Origin of the sequence: Sphingomonas sp. CFBP 13720, from assembly GCF_014842075.1 — a bacterium.
Lineage (GTDB): Bacteria > Pseudomonadota > Alphaproteobacteria > Sphingomonadales > Sphingomonadaceae > Sphingomonas.
The window spans coordinates 183,725-202,775 of record NZ_JACYVA010000001.1 but is presented as its reverse complement, the minus strand read 5'-3'; the positions used below and the strand labels follow the sequence as shown (position 1 = coordinate 202,775).

Below are 19,051 nucleotides of genomic sequence, written 5' to 3'. Positions count from 1 at the left end.
ATCCCACCGGAAGGGGGCGAGACGAGGATACTGTTGGCGTTGGCATCATAGTTCCAGCCGGTCGATCATGGGCTGCGTGATCAGGCAAATCCCCTTGTCCGTCCGCCGGAACCGATGTCCGTCGATCACCGGGTCTTCGCCTACGACCAGCCCGGCCGGGATCACGACCCCTGCATCGACCACGCAGCGCGTGAGCCGCGCGCCGCGTTCGATTCGCGTCTTGGGCAAGACCACCGATTCATCGATCGACGAAAAGCTGTGCGCGCGCACCCCGGTGCTCAGCAGGCTGCGATGCACGCTCGACCCGGATACGATGCAGTCCCCCGCGATCAGGCTCGACACCGCCGATCCACGTCGGCCGTCGACGTCATGGACGAACTTGGCGGGCGGCGTGATCTCGGAATAGGTCCATAGCGGCCAGCTACGATCGTACAGGTCGAGCTGCGGCACCACGTCGGTCAGGTCGATATTGGCTTCCCAATAGGCGTCGATCGTCCCGACGTCGCGCCAGTACGATCCCGGCTCCTCTTCCGACCGCACGCACGATGCGGAGAAACGGTGCGCCTGCGCCTTGCCGTGTTTGACCAGCCACGGGATCAGATCCTTGCCGAAATCGCGGCTCGACCCGGCCTCGTCGGCGTCGCGGCGCAGCTGTTCGAACAGCAGCGCGGTACGAAACACATAAATGCCGAGGCTGGCGAGCGCCACGTCGGGCTGGCCGGGGATCGCGGGCGGATCGGCCGGTTTTTCGACGAAATCGATGATGCGGTCGTCGGCATCCACGTGCATCACACCGAAGCCGACCGCTTCCATCCGCGGCACTTCCATGCACGCCACCGTCACGTCCGCGCCGGTGTCGACATGCTGTTGCAGCATCAACTCGTAATCCATCTTGTAGATGTGATCCCCGGCAAGGATCACCATATACTCTGGACGATGGCTCTGGATGATGTCGATGTTCTGGAACACCGCGTCGGCGGTGCCTTCATACCATTGAAACTCGCTGATCCGCTGGCTGGCGGGCAGAATGTCGAAACTCTCGTTGCGTTCGGGCCGCAGGAAGTTCCACCCGCGCTGAAGATGCCGGATCAGGCTATGCGCCTTGTACTGCGTGGCCACCCCGATGCGCCGGATACCCGAGTTCAGCGCGTTCGACAGTGCGAAGTCGATGATGCGGCTCTTGCCCCCGAAATAGACGGCGGGCTTCGCACGGGTATCGGTCATTTCGAACAGCCGGCTGCCGCGTCCGCCCGCCAGTACATACGCCATGGCGTCACGCGCCAGCGGTTGTCCTCGCCTCTCCATGCCTCACTCTCCCCATTGTTCTAGTTATCGTATTGGAACCACATCGTCGCCAGCGGCGGCAGCATCAGCGTCGCTACTCCGTCGGACGCGGTGACAACGCCCATATTGCCGACACCGCTCCCGCCATAATCGGACGCATCGCTGTTCAGTATTTCGCGCCACTGCCCGTCGCGCGACACAGGAACACGGTATCCTTCGCGGACGATCGGCGTCAGGTTGGATACGACCAGCACCGGTGCCTCGTCTGGCGCACGGCGTTCCCACGCGAACACCGACTGCGCCGCATCGTCCACCACCGCCCAGCAGAACCCGTCGCCCTCGCAGTCGCGGGCGTGCAGCGCGGGCGTATCGCGATACAGATGGTTCAGGTCGCGCACCAGCAGCGCCACGCCGGCATGCGCAGGCTCGTCGACCAGTTCCCAGTCGAGCGCGCGCTCCTCCGACCATTCGCGAACCTGCGCGAACTCCTGTCCCATGAACAGCAGCTTCTTGCCGGGATAGCCCCACATCAGACCGTAATAGGCCCGCAGATTGGCGAATTTCTGCCATTCGTCGCCGTCCATCTTGGTCAGCAGCGATCCCTTGCCATGCACGACCTCGTCATGGCTGAGCGGCAGCACGAAATTCTCGCTGAACGCGTAGGTCAGCCCGAACGTGATCTCGTCATGATGATGCTGCCGATGCACCGGCTCGCGCGCCATATAGGCGAGCGTGTCGTGCATGAACCCCATGTTCCATTTGAAGCCGAAACCCAGCCCGCCTTCATGCGCGGGGCGGGTGACGCCGGGCCATGAGGTCGATTCCTCGGCCACGGTGAAGACGCCGGGATGCTGGCCATATACCGCGCGGTTGGTCGCGCGCAGGAAATCCACCGCTTCCCAGTTCTCGCGCCCGCCATCCTCGTTCGGAATCCATTCGCCCGCCGCACGCGAATAATCGCGGTACAGCATCGATGCCACCGCATCGACGCGCAGCCCGTCGACATGATAGCGCTCGGCCCAGAACAGCGCGTTGTTGACGAGGAACTGCGCGACCTCGCGTCGTCCGAAATTATAGATGGCGGTGTTCCAGTCGGGGTGGAAACCCAGCCGGGGGTCTTCATGCTCATACAGCGCGGTGCCGTCGAACCGCGCCAGCCCGTGCGTATCGACCGGGAAATGCGCCGGCACCCAGTCGATCAGCACCCCGATCCCGGCCTTGTGCGCGCCATCCACGAACCTTGCGAAGCCTTCGACATCGCCGAACCGTGCGGACGGGGCATACAGTCCGGTCGTCTGATATCCCCATGACGGATCATAGGGATGCTCGCTGACCGGCAGGAACTCGATATGCGTGAAGCCCATGTCGACCACATACGGAATCAGCCGATCGGCCAGATGGTCCCATGGCAGGAACCAGCCCGCGTCGTCGCGCTGCCAGCTTCCCGGATGCACTTCGTAGATCGAAATCGGCACCCGGCGCGGATCGACCGATGCCCAGTATTCGCGATGCGCCGCGTCGCGCCAGCGATGCGCGGGCGGAGCGGTGGTGCGCGACGCGGTGGCCGGGCGCAGCTCGCTGGCGAAGGCGAACGGATCGGCCTTCAGGGGCTGGAGAACACCATCGGCACCGGTGATCGCATATTTGTACGACTGGCCCGGTTTCACATCGGGCAGAAAGATTTCCCACACGCCCACTGCGCCGCGCCGCCGCATCGGGTGACGCTTCGTGTCCCATCCGTTCCAGTCGCCGACGACGCTGACGACCTGTGCGTTGGGCGCCCAGACCGCGAAGTGCATCCCCTCCGCGCCCTCATGTGAAATCGGGTGCGCGCCCAGCTTGTCGTGCAGGCGCAGATGCGTTCCCTCGGCCATCAGGAAGTCGTCGGTCGGCCCCAGCACCGGGCCGAAGCTGTACGGGTCCTTCACCCACCATTCGCCGCCGCCGCCCCGCGCATAATACCATAGCGGCCGGGGCGATCCCTTCACGAACCCCTCGACGATTCCGTCGCCGACGGGCCTCAGTTCGCCAATCACCGCGCCCGACAGGTCGTGCGCCAGCACCTTCTGCGCGCCCGGCAGCCAGGCGCGCACAAACGTGCCGCCGGGGCCGGCATGCGGCCCCAGCAACGAGAACGGATCGGCATGACGCCCCGCGAGCAGCGCCGCGATCGCGTCGGCCGGCGGGGTCACATCACGTTCCAGATATCGCGTGCATATTCGCCGATCGTACGGTCGGACGAGAACCAGCCCACACCCGCCACGTTGCGGATCGCGCTGGCGTTCCACCCGGCGCGGTCTTCCCAGCGGCGGTCGATCTGACGCTGCGCATCGGCATAGCTATCGAAGTCAGCGGCGCACAGGAACCAGTCGCTCGTTTCTATCCCGTCGATCAGCCCGGCATAGCGGCCCGGATCGTCGTGGCTGAACACGCCGCCCTTGATCGCCGCCAGCGCCTGACCCAGTTCGGGCGATGCCGCGATGGCCTCACGCGGGTCGTACCCGTTGGCGCGCTTCGCCGCGACCTCATCGGCGGTCAGGCCGAAGATGACGATATCGTCGGCACCGACATGGTCGCGGATCTCGACGTTGGCACCATCGAGCGTCCCGATCGTCAGCGCGCCGTTCAGCGCCAGCTTCATGTTGCCGGTGCCCGACGCCTCCATCCCTGCCGTGCTGATCTGTTCGGACAGGTCGGCAGCGGGCATGATGAGTTCCGCCAGCGATACGTTGTAATTCGGCACGAACGCCACGCGCAGCAGCCCGCCGACCGCCGGATCGGCATTGATGCGCCGCGCCACATCGTTCGCCAGTTTGATGATGAGCTTGGCATTGTGATAGCTTGACGCCGCCTTGCCCGCGAACAGCTTCACGCGCGGCACCCAGTCGCGGTCGGGATGGCTGCGAATCTGGTCGTACAGCGCCACCGTTTCGAGGATGTTGAGCAACTGGCGTTTATATTCGTGGATACGCTTCACCTGCACGTCGAACATTGCGTCGGGGTCCAGCCGTACGCCCATCTCCTCGCGCAGATGCTGTGCGAGTCGCGCCTTGTTCGCGCGCTTCACCTTTTCGAACCGTTCGCGGAACCCGGCGTCGGTAGCGAAGGGCTTCAGATCAGCCAGCTTCGTCGCATCGTCGAGGAAGCCGTCGCCGATCGCCTCGCGGATCAGCGCGGTCAGTGCCGGATTGCTCTCGAACAGCCAACGCCGGGGCGTGATGCCGTTGGTCTTGTTGTTGATCCGCGTCGGATACAGCCGGTGGAGGTCGGCGAACACAGTCTGCTTCATCAGGTCGGTATGCAGCGCCGCGACACCGTTGACGCTGTGGCTGCCCGCGAAGGCCAGATTGGCCATCCGTACCCGCCGCTCGCCGCCCTCCTCGATCAGGCTGATTGCCGAGATAGCGTGGTCATCGATTCCGTCGGTCTTGCGCGCTTCGCGCAGCACTCGCGCATTGATCGCGTAGACAAGCTGCATGTGCCGGGGCAGCAGCCGTTCGAACAGCGGAAGTGGCCAGCTTTCAAGTGCTTCGGGCAACAACGTGTGGTTGGTATAGCCGAACGTTGCCTTCGTGATGTCCCACGCCCCGTCGAAGTCGAGCGCATGTTCGTCGATCAGCAGGCGCATCAATTCGGCGACCGACACCGCCGGATGCGTGTCGTTCAACTGGATCGCAGCCTTGTCCGGCAACGTGCGGATATCGCCGAAATACTGGACGTGCCGCCGCACGATGTCCTGGATGGAGGCCGACGAGAAGAAATATTCCTGCCGCAGCCGCAGTTCCTGCCCCGCCGGCGTCGAGTCCGCCGGGTACAACACCCGTACCAGCGTTTCCGCGCGGACCGACGATGCCAGCGCGCCCGCATGGTCGCCCGCGTTGAACCGGTCGAGCCGGATCGGATCGCGCGCGCGTGCGGTCCACAGGCGCAGCGTATTCACCCGCGCCCCGCGCCACCCGATCACCGGCGTGTCGACCGCCACCGCCTCGACGCTTTCCGCCGGCATCCAGTGGACGTCGCCATGCTCGTCGCCGGTGACCTCGCCGCCGAAGCCGATGCGATACGCGCTCTCCCGCCGCTCGAATTCCCACGGGTTGCCGTGGCGCAGCCACGTTTCCGGCAACTCGACCTGCCAGCCATTGTCGATCCGCTGGCGGAACATGCCGTTCACATAGCGGATGCCATAGCCATAGGCGGGCAGGTCGAGGCTGGCGAGGCTTTCCATGAAGCACGCCGCCAGCCGTCCCAGCCCGCCATTGCCCAGCGCCGCGTCCGGCTCCTCGCCCTCAAGGTCGGACAGGGTGACGCCCAGCGATTCCAGAGCCTCGCGCACCTCGTCGGTGCGCGACAGGTTGGCGATCGCATCGCGCAGCAACCGGCCGATCAGGAATTCGAGGCTGAGATAATAGACCCGCTTCGCACCATCGGCATGCGCCTGTTTGCTCGACGCCATCCAGCGTTCGATGATGTCGTTGCGCACCGTCAGGATGGTCGCGGCCAGCCAGTCGTGCGGCAACGCCGCCTGCGCGTCCTTGCCGATCCGGTGGACCAGCGTGTCGAGGATCTCCTCGGCCAGCGGGGTGGGGACGGGAACGGCGGCGAGGGCGGCTTGGGTCACGCAGGCTCCTTGGAAATCGATCCGACGACACTATCCGTTACGAACGGCATGTCACGCGCAATACGTATTCGAAAAGAATGACGTTCCGGTGTTCGTGCGAATTAAGATCGGCGAAACGACCGGCGGGCGGACCGGGCGGCGATCCTATCCGACCAGCACGACGTGCAGGAACCGCGGCCCATGCGCCCCGCGGACATATTGCCCCTCGATGTCGGTCGTTCCCGACACGCCGGTCACCCAGTAATGTGCCCGCGATCCTGCCAGATCGGTTGGAATATCCTCCAGCCGGTCGACCAGCATTTCCGCCCGCACCACGACGATATGATGCAGCGTCAGGAAATTGGGCAGCATCGGCGCGACCGGCGAGGTTTCGAAGATCAGCGATCCGCTCTCCGCCACCGCCGCCTTCGCCACCGCCAGCGCCGCCGGCTGATCGGACAACGCGAGGCCGGTGGCGGTCACGCCCGACCAGTCGAGCTCGCGCACCGCCGGATCGGGGGGCAGATAGAGTTCCGCCGCCACCGCCGCCAGACCCTGTTCGTCCAGATAGCGCGCCACCGCTGCGGGCACGCCGTCCATTGCCGCCACCCGCTCGATCGTCGCCGCGACACTCGCGCCGTCGAGCCGGCGGGCAAAGCGTTCGGCGAGCGTCCCGACCGGTTCGGGCGGCCGTTCGTTTCCCGCGACCAGCGCCGCCGCCTGCGCCGCCAGATCGACCGGGACGGGGCGTTTCAGTCCCGTCAGTATCGCCTCACGCGCAGTCATCGCCGCCGGCCCTTCGCATATTGCGCCATGAAGGTGCCGCCTTCGGGCGCGGGCATGTCACGATATTCGGTCCATGCGCCCGCCAGCGGCAGTTTTCTGATCCAGCCGCGCCCCAGCACCCGCATCGCACGCACTGCCGCCGCGCTGGCGATCCGGTACAGCCGGGGCCGCAGCACCGCGCGCCGCCACACGCCCAGTCCCTGCCGCATCGACATCGGCTCCAGCCCTTCGCGCCAGCTCTTTTCGCGCCATCCGCGCAGCAGCGTGGGCAGGGGAATCTTGACCGGGCATACCTCCTGGCATTTGCCGTTCATCGTGCAGGCATGCGCCAGATCGCGATTGGCGGACAGCCCGTCCAGCGCCGGGGTCAGCACCGCGCCCATCGGCCCCGGATATACCCCGCCATAGGCATGGCCGCCGACCTGCCGGAACACCACGCAATGGTTCATGCACGCCCCGCAGCGGATACAGCGCAGCATTTCGGCCAACGCCGGGTCCGCGCGCATCGCCGACCGACCGTTGTCGATCAGCACGATGTGCATCTCCTCCGGCCCGTCGCGGTCGCCCGCACGTTTCGGCCCGGTATAGAAGCTGGTATATTGCGTCAGCGCCGCGCCCGTCGCGGATCGCGCCAGCAACCGCAGCAGGTGCACCGCGTGCGGCATCGACGGCACCAGCTTCTCGATCCCCGCCGTCACGATATGCACGCGCGGCGGCACCACCGATAGTTCGGCATTGCCCTCGTTCGTCACGGTGCAGACGCTGCCGGTATCGGCGATCAGGAAGTTCGCGCCCGAAATGCCGACGTCCGCCGCCAGCATGCCCTCGCGCAAATGCCGTCGTGCGCTTTCGGCCATCGCCGCGATCGTTTCCTTGACATGCGGATCGCGATGCTTCGCCTTGAACAGCGCCGACACCTGTTCGCGCGTCTTGTGCATCGCGGGCCAGATGATGTGCGACGGCCGTTCGTCGGCCAACTGGATGATATGTTCGGCAAGGTCGGTTTCGATCCGCGTGATCCCCGCCTCCGCCAGCGCGTGCGGCAGGCCGATCTCTTCGCCCAGCATCGATTTCGACCGTGCGACCGATGTCGCGTTCGCCTTTCGGCACAGGTCGATGACGATCGACGACGCCTCGTCCGCCGTCCGCGCCCAATGGACTTGCGCCCCGGCCCGGATGGCATTCGCCTCGAACAATTCGAGGTAATGGCCCAGATGCGCGATCACATGGTCCTTGATCGCCGCCGCGCGCGTCCGGGCATCCTCGAATGCCGGAAAGCCTTCCACCGCCAGCGCGCGCTTCGCCTCCGCCGTCCCCGCCGTGCGCTCGACGGCGGTCTTCAGAACGGGATCGGCGAGCGCGAGCGTCACCCGCTGTCCGAAGCTCATGTGTTTTCCCCGATCGCCGGTCCGTCGCCCATGCCGGCCAGTATCTCGACCGTGTGGAACGCCCGCGTCGCCGCACCGCGCCGGTGCAGTTTGCCCGCCATGTTCATCAGACACCCCAGATCGCCGGCCAGCAGCAGCGCCGCGCCGCTATCCTCGATCGCCTGCGCCTTTTCCTCGACCACCGCATTGGAAATCGCCGGATATTTCACGCAGAACGTGCCGCCGAACCCGCAACACGTCTCGGCGCCTTTCAGCGCGACCTGTTCCAGCCCGTCGACCGCGTCGAGCAGCGCGCGCGGCTGGCGCTTGATCCCCAGTTCGCGCAAGCCCGAACAACTGTCGTGATAGGCGGCGCTGGTCGTCAGCGTCACCCCCGCCGGTCGCCATCCGGCGGCGTCGAGGAACGACAATATCTCGTGCGTTCTCGCCGCCACCGCCTGTGCGCGTGCCAGCCATGCGGCGTCATGTTCGAACAATTCGGGGTAATGCGCCTTGATCGTCCCGCCGCACGATCCGCTGGGCACGACGATCGTGTCATAGGGTTCGAGACACGCGATCGTAGCCTTCGCGATCGCCTCCGCACCCGCCCGGTCGCCCGAATTGAGCGCGGGCTGGCCGCAGCAGGTCTGGCCCGGCGGGACGACCACGTCATAGCCGGCTTCCTCCAGCACCTTCAGGCTGGCGAAACCGACCGATGGCCGCATCGCATCGACCAGACAGGTGACGAACAGGGCGACGGTGGGGCGGGTCACAGGCCGTGCCGTTTCGCCCATTCAAAGAACAGCGCGGTCCATGCCGCCGGCTGTCCTTCGCTCGTCACCCCGAATCCATGCCCGCCGATCTCGGGCAGATATGCTTCCGCAGGAACCTTCGCCCGCCGCAGCGCCGCGAGCAGCGCGAGACCATTGTCGACCGGCACCACCCGGTCGTCGATCGCATGCGCGATGAACGTGGGCGGGCTGGCGGTGGTGATCCGCGCATCGGTGCGCGCACGCAGCGCCCGATCCGGCGTCGGGTTCTTGCCGATCAGTTGATCCTGCGATCCGCGATGCGTGCCGTCAACGCCCATCAGCGCCACCGGATAAAGCAACCCCGCCGCGCGTACGCCCAGCGGTTGCGAATCGGCAACGTCCATGGCGGGATAGGTCGAATCGCCGCGATAGGCGAGCATTGCCGCCAGATGCCCGCCGGCGGAAAAGCCCATCACCCCGATCCGGTCGAGCGCGACACCGTACCCCTTCGCCTCGGCCTTGATCAGCCGCAAAGCACGCTGCGCATCCTGCAACGGCGCATCGGGACCGGCAGCCCATGGATCGCCCGGCAGGCGGTATTTTAGCAGATAGGCATGATAGCCGCGATCCGCGAAGAACTGGAGCAGCGCACGCGCGCCGTTGCCGATCGCGACGCGAAGGTATCCGCCGCCGGGGATCAGCAGGATCGCGGCGCCATTGGGTTTGGCCGGTGCGATATGCGTCATCGTCGGCGTGCGGACATGCAGGAACGCGGTGTCGTCCTTCGGTCCGGTCGCCGAGCGCGGGATTTCCTGTTCGGCTTCGGTCACGCGTTCGCCGCCCGGTGCGTTGCCGGGCCAGATCGGGCGATACGCCAGTGGCGCGGCGGACTGGGCGAAGGCGGGCAGGGCGGTGGCGACGCCCGCCGCCACCGTGCCGCCCAGAAGGACGCGACGGCTTACACCCCAATCGTCACCCCAGCGCAGGCTGGGGTCGCCCCCGGCGGAAGTGCTGTCCGACCCACGGAGCGACCCCAACCTGCGCCGGAGTGACGGATTTGGACCGTCCCCGTTCATCGACATGCCGTGGTCCCCAATGGGGTAGCGCGGGTCAGGTCCGGCCGCTGCGGCAACACCTTCGCCGCCACCGGCACCCCGGTCGCGACCAGTCCCGCCGCGATCAAATTGGCCACGCCGCGCGCGCCCAGTTCGCTGAAATGCGTGTCGTCGGCGATGCCGTCGCTGAACCCCGCATATTTGCCTTTGGGATAGTGCAGGAAATACGCCCGCGACGGCTCGACGCCCTTCGCATCGACCCATGCGCGCGACGTGGCTTCCAGATCGATCAGCTTCGTCCCCGTCGATTGTGCCACTTCGCGCACCACCGCCGAATAATCGGCGAAGTCGGCCTTCGCCTTGCCGTCGGCACCGAACGACCGCCGCGTCACCGGGGTCACCAGCACCGGCACGGCGCCCTTGCCGCGCACCTGCCAGACGAACCGCAATAGATTGTCGCGATAGACCGTCGCGAACGGCGCATAGCGTTCGGGCTTGTTGGCGCTCGCATCGTTATGACCGAACTGGATCAGCACCGTATCGCCGGGTTGCAGGTCGGCCATCAGCCGGTCCCATCGACCTTCGGCGATGAAGCTTTTGGTCGACCGTCCGCCCATTGCCCGGTTTTCCACCGTGACGTCCGGTGCCAGGCCGCACGCCAGCATCTGGCCCCATCCGGTCTGCGGATAGCGATCGGCCTTGTAGGTCTGCGCGGTCGAATCGCCCGCGATGAAGATGGTTTCGGCGATTGCCGGCGCACCCATCGCCAGTCCGGCGAGCGCGGGGAGAAGCAGCCGAAGGGGGCGGGTGCGCGTGCGCATCACTGAAGGTTCACGAACATGCCGCCATCGACCAGCAACGCAGCGCCGGTGACGTACGCCGCCATGTCGGACGCGAGGAAGATGATCGGCCCGACCATATCCTCCGGCTGTCCCAGCCGCCCCAGTGGAACGCGGGCTTCCATCGACGTCCGCTTCGCCTCGTCGACCAGATCGTCCTTGTTGATCTCGGTCAGGATCGTGCCGGGCAGCACCGAATTGCAGCGGATGCCGTGCTTGCCCAGTGCGATCGCGGTCGACTGCATCAGCGAATGCACCCCCGCCTTGGTCGGTGTGTAATGCGTCTGATACTCGCCCCCGACCAGCGCCGAGATAGACGACACCGCGACGATCGCACCGCCGTCGCCCTGCCGCACCATCGCGTTCGCCGCCGCCTGCACCATGTAATATGCGCCGTGCAGGTTGACGCGAAGCGTGCGTTCCAGCGTTTCCGGCGGCATGTCGAGGAACGCGTGGAACGGACAGATGCCGGCGTTCGACACCATCACGTCGACCCGACCGAACGTCGCCACCGCCTTGCTTACGAAGTCCGCCGCCGTCGCCGCCTCCGCCACGTCGCCCTTGATCGCCAGCCCGCGTTGTCCGGTCGCCTCGATCGCGGCGATGCACGCATCGGCATCGGCGTCGCGGCTGTGATAGTTGATGACCACGTTCGCGCCATGCTGTGCCGCGCCGATCGCAGCGGCGCGGCCGATGCCGGTCGATGCGCCGGTGACCAGCACGGTCTTGCCTTCCAACAACTTCATCACGCTCTCCACTCTTATCGTTTACGGCGTTTCTGCAACGCCTGTGTCTGCGGACTCCAGCCGAGATCGCGGCTGATGCGTTCGGCGCACTCGCGCACCTGCACGCTCAGTGACGCCATACGGTCGTCGTCCATATATTGCGCCGCGCTCGATACGCTGATCGCGCCCGAAATCTTGCCCGACGCATCGCGCACGGGGGCGGCGACGCACCGGATCAGATCCTCGTTCTCCTCAAGATCGAACGCATGACCGCCCGCGACATAGCCGCGCATCCGGTCCAGCCAGACCGCGAAGTCCGGGCGGCGGGCGCCGGCCGGGTGCTCGGCCTCGAACACCTGCGTCCACGCATCCTCGCTGTCGTCGAGCAGCAGCGCCTTCCCCAGCCCGGTCGAACTCAGCGGCTGGCGGTCGCCGATCCGGCTTGAGATGTCGACGCGCCGTCGGCCCGGAATCTTGTCCAGATACAGCGCCAGTCCGTCGTCGAGCCGGCCGAAATGCACGGTGTCCTCGGTCTGTGCCGCCAGCTCCTCGATCCGCGGCCGTGCGATCTGGACGATATCGGCCTGACCCTGTGCCAGGAAGCCGAGCTGCAACAGCTTGGGTCCCAACAGATATCCCTCGCGCGGCAGGAACGTCAGAAAGCCGCGATCGATCAGCGCATTGGCCAACCGGTGCGTCGTCGACCGCGTCAGGCCCATGCGCTGCGACAGCTCGGCCAGCTTCACCGGACCGTCGATCACCTGATCCAGCAGGTCGAGTCCGCGCACCAGCGTCTGGCTGCCCTGCGCCTTGCCGGCACCCTTGGCATCGGGTTCGACCGCCTCGATCGGCGATTCTTCGTTTGACGGGTTCTGTCTCATCTAGTAGCATCCTATCCCATAAAGTGAGAAAGTAAACCGGAAGGATTGATATCGGGCGGCGATTGCCACCTGAATGTTCCGGGAAGTTTCTCGTCCATGCGCGGGTACAAATACCACATGTTGGTACGGCTTCCATGCATGGATTTTGGCGGGACAGAAGCGCCGGACCGTCCCGGACGGCCGCGCGAACAGGGTGGTGACTATGAAGGCGGCGCTTCCGAAGATCAAACACGTCCGCGCGTTCACCGTGCGTGGCGGCGGTGCGGATTATCACGATCAACAGGGCTATCACTGGATCGACGATCACATCGCGACGCCGATGAGCCGCTATCCCGAATATCGCCAGTCGCGCCAGTCGTTTGGTATCAACGTGCTCGGCACGCTGATCGTCGAGATCGAGGCGGAGGACGGCACGATCGGGTTCGCGGTGACGACCGGCGGCGAACCGGCATGTTTCATCGTCGAGAAGCATCTCGCCCGGTTTCTCGAAGGTCGCTCGCCGACCGAATATGAGAAGATCTGGGACCAGATGTATTTCTCGACGCAATATTACGGGCGCAAGGGGTTGGTCATCAACGCCATCTCGGGCGTCGATCTTGCGCTATGGGATCTGCTTGGCAAGCTGCGCGACGAACCGGTGTACCAGATGCTGGGTGGCGCGGTGCGCGACGAACTGCAATTCTACGCCACCGGCGCACGGCCCGACCTTGCCAAGGACATGGGATTCATCGGCGGCAAGATGCCGCTGCACCACGGCCCCGCCGAGGGTATCGAGGGGCTGAAGAAGAACATCGCCGAACTCGCGACGATGCGGGAGCGCGTCGGCCCGGATTTCTGGCTGATGTGGGATTGCTGGATGGCGCTGGACGTCGATTACGCGACGCGCCTTGCCCATGCCGCGCACGAACACGGCCTGAAATGGATCGAGGAGGCGATCAGCCCCGACGATTACTGGGGCTATGCCGAACTGAAGCGCAACGTGCCGAAGGGCATGCTGGTCACGACCGGCGAGCATGAGGCGACGCGCTGGGGCTTCCGCATGCTGATGGACATGGACTGCTGCGACATCATCCAGCCCGATGTTGGCTGGTGCGGCGGCGTGACCGAACTGCTCAAGATCAGCGCGCTGGCCGATGCGCGCGGCAAGCTGGTCGTGCCGCACGGCTCCTCGGTCTACAGCTATCATTTCGTCGTCACGCGCCACAATTCGCCCTTCGCCGAATATCTGATGATGGCGCCGGAGGCCGATCACGTGCAGCCGATGTTCCATCCGCAGCTGATCGGCGAGCCGATCCCCGAAAAAGGCCGGATGCGTACGTCCGCGCTCGATGCGCCGGGGTTCGGCGTCGAACTGAACCGCGACCTCAACATGCACCGCCCTTTCGAGCACTGAGAGACATAGCCACATGAAATTCTGCCGTTTCGGCCCGCAAGGCCACGAAAAGCCCGGTGTCGTAGATTCACAAGGACGCATCCGCGACCTGTCGGGCGTGGTCGACGACGTCACCGTCGACAGCATCGCCGGCCTGTCGGTCGATATCGACGGGCTGCCGCTGGTCGACGAAGGCACCCGGTTCGGCGTGCCGGTGAACGGCATCGGCAAGATCGTCGCGATCGGGCTGAACTATGCCGATCATGCCGCCGAATCGAACCTGCCGGTGCCGCCCGAACCGATGATGTTCATGAAGGCGCTGTCGTCGCTGACCGGCCCGAACGACGAGGTCATGATCCCGAAGGATTCGACCCACACCGACTGGGAAGTCGAGCTGGCGGTCGTGATCGGCAAGACCGCGCGCTATGTGTCGAAGGAAGACGCGCTGGACCATGTCGCGGGCTATGCGATCGCCAACGACGTGTCCGAACGCTTCAACCAGAAGCAGCGCGGCAGCCAGTGGTCGAAGGGGAAGGGGCATGACAGCTTCTGCCCGGTCGGGCCGTGGCTGGTCACGCCGGACGAGGTCGGCGACCACCAGAACCTCGACATGTTCCTCGACGTGAACGGTCAGCGAATGCAGACCGGCAATACGAAGACGATGATCTTCGACGTCGCCGAACTGATTTCGTACGTCAGCGAATATATCACGCTGTACCCCGGCGACCTGATGATCACCGGCACCCCGCCGGGCGTGGGCGAAGGCAAGAAGCCGACCGCCATCTATCTGAAGGCTGGCGACACGATGAAACTCGGCATCGCCGGTCTGGGCGAACAGAATCAACAGGTCGTCGCATGGCGTCACCTTGGCGACGCGGTGCTCCGATGAACTACGCCGGACGGTATGAAGGTCGCGCGGCGATCATCACCGGCGGCGCGTCCGGTCTGGGCCGCGCCGTCGCCGAACGCATCGTCGCCGAAGGCGGCACGGTGTCGATCTGGGACATGAACCCCGGTCTGGAAGCGACGTGCGAGGCGCTGGGCGCGCACGGCGTCCGCGTCGACGTATCGGACGCGGACGCGGTCGTGGCGGCGACGGCGGAAAGCGTCGCTGCCTTGGGCAAGGTCGACATCCTGATCTGTTCGGCCGGCATCACCGGCGCGACGGTCCCGGTGCAGGACTTCCCGATCGAGAGCTGGCTTCAGGTCGTCAACGTCAACCTGAACGGCCTGTTCTATTGCAACCGCGCGGTCGTGCCGCATCTGCTGGCGAACGGCTATGGCCGGATCGTCAACGTGGCATCGGTCGCGGGCAAGGAAGGCAATCCCAACGCATCCGCCTATTCGGCGACGAAGGCGGGCGTGATCGGCTTCACCAAGTCGCTGGGCAAGGAACTGGCGGGCAAGGGTGTCATCGCCAACACGCTGACCCCCGCGACCTTCGAAAGCCCGATCCTTGCGCAATTGCCGCAGAGCCAGGTCGATTACATGCGGTCGAAAATCCCGATGGGTCGGCTGGGCGAAGTCCACGAAAGCGCGGCGATGATCTGTTTCATGGCCAGCGAGGAATGCAGCTTCACCACCGCGTCGACCTTCGACACGTCGGGCGGCCGCACGACCTATTGATCGCGTGACGGCGGGGTGGAGCGCGCGTCGCTTCCACCCCGCTTTCGTCATTCGGGCCGGGTCCGGGATCGGACGGCTTCGGTGCCGGCGGCTGAAGATTCCGGCCATTGCCGCGATGACCGGGGGCACCCCGGAAACATGCCAGTATTCTGCGCAATAGGGAGGATGTCGATGTTCCACGACCTTGCCGTCGAGAGGCCGACGACATGACCGACCGGCTCCCCTTCGTCGATGCGCACGTCCATCTGTGGGATCTGGATCGGCTGCGTTATCCGTGGCTGACCCCGCCCTTCGCCGACGACGGTCCGAACGGATCGGTCGAAGCGATCGCCAACACCTATCTGCTGGACGATTACCGCGCCGACGCGGCGGGCTGGGACGTGCGCGGCATCGTGCATATCGATGCCGGAGCCGATGCCGCGCACGCGCTGGACGAAACGCGCTGGTTGCAGGACATGGCCGACGCCGATGGCATGCCGAACGGCATCGTCGCCTTCGCCGACCTGTCCGACCCGCAAGTCGACACGCTGCTGGCGGCGCATGCCGCCCATGCCAACGTTCGCGGCATCCGCCACATCGTCAACTGGCACGCCGACCCCCGGCGCAGCTACACCCCGCGCGACGTCACCGCCGACGATGGCTGGGCGCAGGGCTATGCCCGGCTGAAGGCGCATGGCCTCAGCTTCGATCTGCAAGCCTATCCCGGTCAGTTTCCCGGCCTTGCCCGGCTGATCGAGCGTCATCCCGAAACGCCGGTGATGGTGAACCACATGGGCATGTGCATTCCGGGCGAGGAAGCCGAATGGCGCGACGGCATCGCCGCGCTGGCGCGCCTGCCGCACGTCGCGATCAAGCTGTCGGGCATCGGCTTTACCCATCGACCATGGCACATCGATCAGGCGCGCGGGCTGGTCCTTGCCGCGATCGACGCCTTCGGATGCGACCGGGCGATGGTCGCCAGCGATTTCCCGACCGACCGGCTGTTCGGCAGCTTTGCCGACCACCTGAACGCCTATGCCGACATCACCCACGACTTCACGCCTGCCGAACGCGCCGCGCTGTTCGCCGGCAATGCCAACCGACTATACCGACTGGGACTGAGCCTATGACCCCGAACCCGCTGACCGGCGTTCTGTACCATTGGCTGGGCGGCTTCGCCTCGGCCAGCTTCTACGTACCGTATCGCGGGGTGAAGCGCTGGTCGTGGGAGATTTACTGGCTCACCGGCGGCATCTTTTCGTGGGTGCTGGCACCGTGGTTCTTCGCCTCAGTCCAGACCAACGACCTGCTTGGCGTGTTCGCCGCTACGCCTACTGCGACGCTGCTGTGGCCGGTGTTCTTCGGCATCCTGTGGGGGTTCGGCGGCCTCGGCTATGGCCTCGTCATGCGCTATCTGGGGCTGTCGCTCGGCATGGCCGTGGTGCTGGGGCTGTGCACCATCTTCGGGACGCTGATCCCGCCGCTGTTCACCGGAGACTTTGCGGCGAAGCTGCTGGATACGACGTCGGGCAACATCATCCTGCTGGGCCTGTTGCTGACCGTGGCCGGCATCGTCGTCGTTGCGCTGGCGGGCGCGAAGAAGGATCAGGCGCTGTCGCCCGAACAGAAAGCCGCCGCCGTCGCGGAGTTCGATTTCCGCAAGGGGATCGTCGTAGCGATCTTCGCCGGGATAATGTCCGCCTGCTTCGCCTTCGGCCTTGCGGCGGGCGAACCGATCAAGGCGCTGTCGGCGGCGAAGGGCACCGGCCCGCTGTGGACCGGGTTGCCGGTGCTGTGCCTCGTCATGTTCGGCGGGCTGCTCACGAACGCGGTGTGGTGCACCATCCTGATCGCGCGCAACCGTTCGGCGGGTCAGTGGATCGGCCGGGGCACCGCCGCTGGCGCGCCGATGGCGCTCAACTTCGCGCTGTGTGCGCTGGCGGGCACTGCGTGGTATTTCCAGTTCTTCTTCTACACCATGGGTGAGAGCCAGATGGGCCAGTTCGGCTTTTCGAGCTGGACGCTGCACATGGCGTCGATCATCATCTTCGGCACGCTGTGGGGCTTCGCGCTGCGCGAATGGAAGGATGCTGCACCCCGCACCCGTGCGCTGGTCTGGGCCGGGGTCGGGCTGTTGATCCTCGCCACCATCGTCATCGGCTATGGCAACATGATCGGCGGTTGATTGCTACGCCACGACGGCACGGTCGGTGCCGTCGTGACGCGATCCGGGTCAGGCCAGCTTTTCGCCGACCGGGTTGTTCCCCCACAACCGGTCGTGCGGCCAGCCCGACAGGTCCTCGACCACCGCCTTGTGTTCGGGATCTGGGGCCGAACGATCGCCCGACCGCAGTCGCTCGATCTCTTCCATCAGGATACCATGGGTCCGTGGATCGAGGCGGAAGCGCCACGACACGAGGATGCCGCACGCCAGCACGCCCAGCGTGCCCACCCCCAGCAGCGTGGCGATCGTCCGCACCGCTTCGGGGGTCTGCGTCTGTGCACCCGATACGAACCCGCCTGCCTGGATGATTAGGCCCACGCCGGCCACGGCGGCGGCCTGCGTCGCCTTGCGGACAAAGGTCATGACCCCGGCGAAGCTGCCTTCGCGCCGCTGCCCGGTCACGATCTCGTCTACGTCGGCCATATAGTTGTACGTCGCCCACGGGATGTAGTTCAGCGCGCCGCGTCCAAGCCCCGCCAGTCCGATCGCCAGATAGATCAGCGGGCTGGTGGCTGTCGTTCCCCCGGCCCATAACGACAGCAGCACGATCACCCCGGCCCCGAACGTCACCGCCGCCAGCCGGTAGGCGAAGGCAGGCGACGCGCGCAGCGCGAGGTTGATCGCGATCACCACCGCCACGAACTGTACGATGTACATCGTACCCAGCAGTCCCGACGCCATCGCCGTCGTGCCGGCCAGCGCGAAGATCACGAAGAACGTGAAGGCTGCGTTGAAAATGTCCTGACTGATATAGCCGCCCAGATACATGCCCAGATGCAACCGGAACGCGCGGATGCGCATCGTCGAGAACAGGTTGCGGTACAGCGCGCGGAACGCCGATCCGACGCCGCCTTCGCGCCGTGCTCCTGGCAGCGCGTCGGCGGGCAGGGGGCGTTCCCAGCTGAACCGGTACAGGAACGCCGCCGTCGCCATGAACAGCACCGCGAAGATGATTCCCATATAGAAGAACGTCGTCGCGCTGTCGCGGCCGAGATAGTTGATCAGCCACAGCGGCAGGAAGCCGGCAAGGATCGCGGCGGTCTGTCCGAACAGGATGCGGAACCCGGCGAACTTCGCCTTGGTCTTGTAATCGGTCGACATTTCAGCCGCGAGCGTTTCGTACGGGATGATGACCATCGCGTACACCAGCTCGAACCCGACATAGCTGACCAGATAATACCAGAACGTCATGCCGGGCAGCCACATCAGCGCGAAGCTGGGCAGCAGCGGGATCGCCGCAAGGATGAAGAACCGCCGGCGCCCGAACCGCCGGCCGAGCGCTGTCGTGCCGAAATGGTCGGAGACATAGCCGATGACCGGCGACGCGATGGCATCGAGGATGCGCGCGACCGCGAAGATCAGCGCCGCCTGTCCGGCCGACAGCCCGCAGAACTGGGTATAGAAGATCAATACCCAGCCGGAGATGACCGCCATCGATCCCGCGCCCAGCACGTCGTTCGAGCCATAGGCCAGGTAGTTTATCAGCCGGACGGGACGTTTGGCCGGGGTGCCTGAACTCACGCGCGCTCTCCCATTTGGCATGTCCCGGCTTGCGTGGCCGGCG

At 65.6% G+C, this 19,051-nt stretch carries 16 protein-coding genes; 5 read left to right on the top strand and 11 right to left on the bottom strand.

Annotated elements, in window-relative coordinates:
- Positions 1–45: 45 nt before the first annotated feature.
- From glgC to IFT55_RS00940, 10 genes are all read right to left on the bottom strand, one after another.
- Positions 46–1,305, bottom strand: a complete 1,260-nt coding sequence (glgC, locus tag IFT55_RS00985) for a glucose-1-phosphate adenylyltransferase (protein ID WP_192088531.1) — start codon at positions 1,303–1,305, stop codon at positions 46–48.
- 20 nt (positions 1,306–1,325) lie between these two features.
- On the bottom strand, positions 1,326–3,476 hold the full coding sequence (glgB, locus tag IFT55_RS00980) for a 1,4-alpha-glucan branching protein GlgB (protein ID WP_192088530.1): 2,151 nt from the start codon (positions 3,474–3,476) through the stop codon (positions 1,326–1,328).
- Complete coding sequence (locus IFT55_RS00975) at positions 3,473–5,860, bottom strand: glycogen/starch/alpha-glucan phosphorylase (protein WP_197976292.1); 2,388 nt, start codon at positions 5,858–5,860, stop codon at positions 3,473–3,475. The genes glgB and IFT55_RS00975 overlap by 4 nt, the downstream gene beginning before the upstream one ends.
- Positions 5,861–6,046: 186 nt before the next feature.
- On the bottom strand, positions 6,047–6,667 hold the full coding sequence (locus IFT55_RS00970; RefSeq protein WP_192088528.1) for an LUD domain-containing protein: 621 nt from the start codon (positions 6,665–6,667) through the stop codon (positions 6,047–6,049).
- Positions 6,664–8,055: a lactate utilization protein B gene (locus IFT55_RS00965; protein ID WP_192088527.1), complete on the bottom strand. Its 1,392-nt coding sequence runs from the start codon at positions 8,053–8,055 to the stop codon at positions 6,664–6,666. Before IFT55_RS00965 ends, IFT55_RS00970 begins: the two co-directional genes overlap by 4 nt.
- The gene (locus IFT55_RS00960) at positions 8,052–8,828 is read right to left on the bottom strand and encodes a (Fe-S)-binding protein (RefSeq protein ID WP_192088526.1); all 777 of its coding nucleotides are present in this window, start codon (positions 8,826–8,828) and stop codon (positions 8,052–8,054) included. Before IFT55_RS00960 ends, IFT55_RS00965 begins: the two co-directional genes overlap by 4 nt.
- Positions 8,804–9,823, bottom strand: a complete 1,020-nt coding sequence (locus tag IFT55_RS00955) for an alpha/beta hydrolase (RefSeq protein ID WP_249403510.1) — start codon at positions 9,821–9,823, stop codon at positions 8,804–8,806. The genes IFT55_RS00960 and IFT55_RS00955 overlap by 25 nt, the downstream gene beginning before the upstream one ends.
- 35 nt (positions 9,824–9,858) lie before the next feature.
- On the bottom strand, positions 9,859–10,662 hold the full coding sequence (locus IFT55_RS00950) for a rhamnogalacturonan acetylesterase (protein ID WP_192088525.1): 804 nt from the start codon (positions 10,660–10,662) through the stop codon (positions 9,859–9,861).
- Positions 10,662–11,426 carry an SDR family NAD(P)-dependent oxidoreductase gene (locus tag IFT55_RS00945; RefSeq protein WP_192088524.1) on the bottom strand — a complete coding sequence of 255 codons (765 nt, stop codon included), beginning with the start codon at positions 11,424–11,426 and terminating at the stop codon, positions 10,662–10,664. The genes IFT55_RS00950 and IFT55_RS00945 overlap by 1 nt, the downstream gene beginning before the upstream one ends.
- Positions 11,427–11,440: 14 nt before the next feature.
- The gene (locus tag IFT55_RS00940; protein WP_192088523.1) at positions 11,441–12,286 is read right to left on the bottom strand and encodes an IclR family transcriptional regulator; all 846 of its coding nucleotides are present in this window, start codon (positions 12,284–12,286) and stop codon (positions 11,441–11,443) included.
- A gap of 202 nt (positions 12,287–12,488) precedes the next feature.
- Here IFT55_RS00940 and rhmD point away from each other — a divergent pair, with 202 nt between their 5' ends.
- From rhmD to rhaT, 5 genes are all read left to right on the top strand, one after another.
- On the top strand, positions 12,489–13,679 hold the full coding sequence (rhmD, locus tag IFT55_RS00935) for an L-rhamnonate dehydratase (RefSeq protein WP_192088522.1): 1,191 nt from the start codon (positions 12,489–12,491) through the stop codon (positions 13,677–13,679).
- Positions 13,680–13,692: 13 nt separating this feature from the next.
- Positions 13,693–14,547 (top strand): fumarylacetoacetate hydrolase family protein, encoded by an 855-nt coding sequence (locus IFT55_RS00930; protein ID WP_192088521.1) that lies wholly within the window; start codon positions 13,693–13,695, stop codon positions 14,545–14,547.
- Positions 14,544–15,284 (top strand): SDR family NAD(P)-dependent oxidoreductase, encoded by a 741-nt coding sequence (locus IFT55_RS00925; protein WP_192088520.1) that lies wholly within the window; start codon positions 14,544–14,546, stop codon positions 15,282–15,284. The genes IFT55_RS00930 and IFT55_RS00925 overlap by 4 nt, the downstream gene beginning before the upstream one ends.
- A 206-nt stretch (positions 15,285–15,490) precedes the next feature.
- Complete coding sequence (locus IFT55_RS00920; RefSeq protein WP_192088519.1) at positions 15,491–16,393, top strand: amidohydrolase family protein; 903 nt, start codon at positions 15,491–15,493, stop codon at positions 16,391–16,393.
- Positions 16,390–17,448 carry an L-rhamnose/proton symporter RhaT gene (gene rhaT / locus IFT55_RS00915; protein WP_192088518.1) on the top strand — a complete coding sequence of 353 codons (1,059 nt, stop codon included), beginning with the start codon at positions 16,390–16,392 and terminating at the stop codon, positions 17,446–17,448. Before IFT55_RS00920 ends, rhaT begins: the two co-directional genes overlap by 4 nt.
- A 48-nt stretch (positions 17,449–17,496) precedes the next feature.
- On the opposite strand, the gene IFT55_RS00910 is transcribed toward rhaT, so the two are convergent.
- Positions 17,497–19,008 carry an MFS transporter gene (locus IFT55_RS00910; protein WP_342029195.1) on the bottom strand — a complete coding sequence of 504 codons (1,512 nt, stop codon included), beginning with the start codon at positions 19,006–19,008 and terminating at the stop codon, positions 17,497–17,499.
- Between the last annotated feature and the right edge of the window lie 43 nt (positions 19,009–19,051).

Bases quoted from the DNA above. Each gene is read 5' to 3' on its own strand.
- glgC (WP_192088531.1), bottom strand. From the start codon at position 1,305: ATGGAGAGGCGAGGACAACCGCTGGCGCGTGACGCCATGGCGTATGTA.
- IFT55_RS00970 (WP_192088528.1), bottom strand. From the start codon at position 6,667: ATGACTGCGCGTGAGGCGATACTGACGGGACTGAAACGCCCCGTCCCG.
- IFT55_RS00965 (WP_192088527.1), bottom strand. From the start codon at position 8,055: ATGAGCTTCGGACAGCGGGTGACGCTCGCGCTCGCCGATCCCGTTCTG.
- IFT55_RS00960 (WP_192088526.1), bottom strand. From the start codon at position 8,828: ATGGGCGAAACGGCACGGCCTGTGACCCGCCCCACCGTCGCCCTGTTC.
- IFT55_RS00950 (WP_192088525.1), bottom strand. From the start codon at position 10,662: ATGCGCACGCGCACCCGCCCCCTTCGGCTGCTTCTCCCCGCGCTCGCC.
- IFT55_RS00945 (WP_192088524.1), bottom strand. From the start codon at position 11,426: ATGAAGTTGTTGGAAGGCAAGACCGTGCTGGTCACCGGCGCATCGACC.
- IFT55_RS00940 (WP_192088523.1), bottom strand. From the start codon at position 12,286: ATGAGACAGAACCCGTCAAACGAAGAATCGCCGATCGAGGCGGTCGAA.
- rhmD (WP_192088522.1), top strand. From the start codon at position 12,489: ATGAAGGCGGCGCTTCCGAAGATCAAACACGTCCGCGCGTTCACCGTG.
- IFT55_RS00930 (WP_192088521.1), top strand. From the start codon at position 13,693: ATGAAATTCTGCCGTTTCGGCCCGCAAGGCCACGAAAAGCCCGGTGTC.
- IFT55_RS00925 (WP_192088520.1), top strand. From the start codon at position 14,544: ATGAACTACGCCGGACGGTATGAAGGTCGCGCGGCGATCATCACCGGC.
- IFT55_RS00920 (WP_192088519.1), top strand. From the start codon at position 15,491: ATGACCGACCGGCTCCCCTTCGTCGATGCGCACGTCCATCTGTGGGAT.
- rhaT (WP_192088518.1), top strand. From the start codon at position 16,390: ATGACCCCGAACCCGCTGACCGGCGTTCTGTACCATTGGCTGGGCGGC.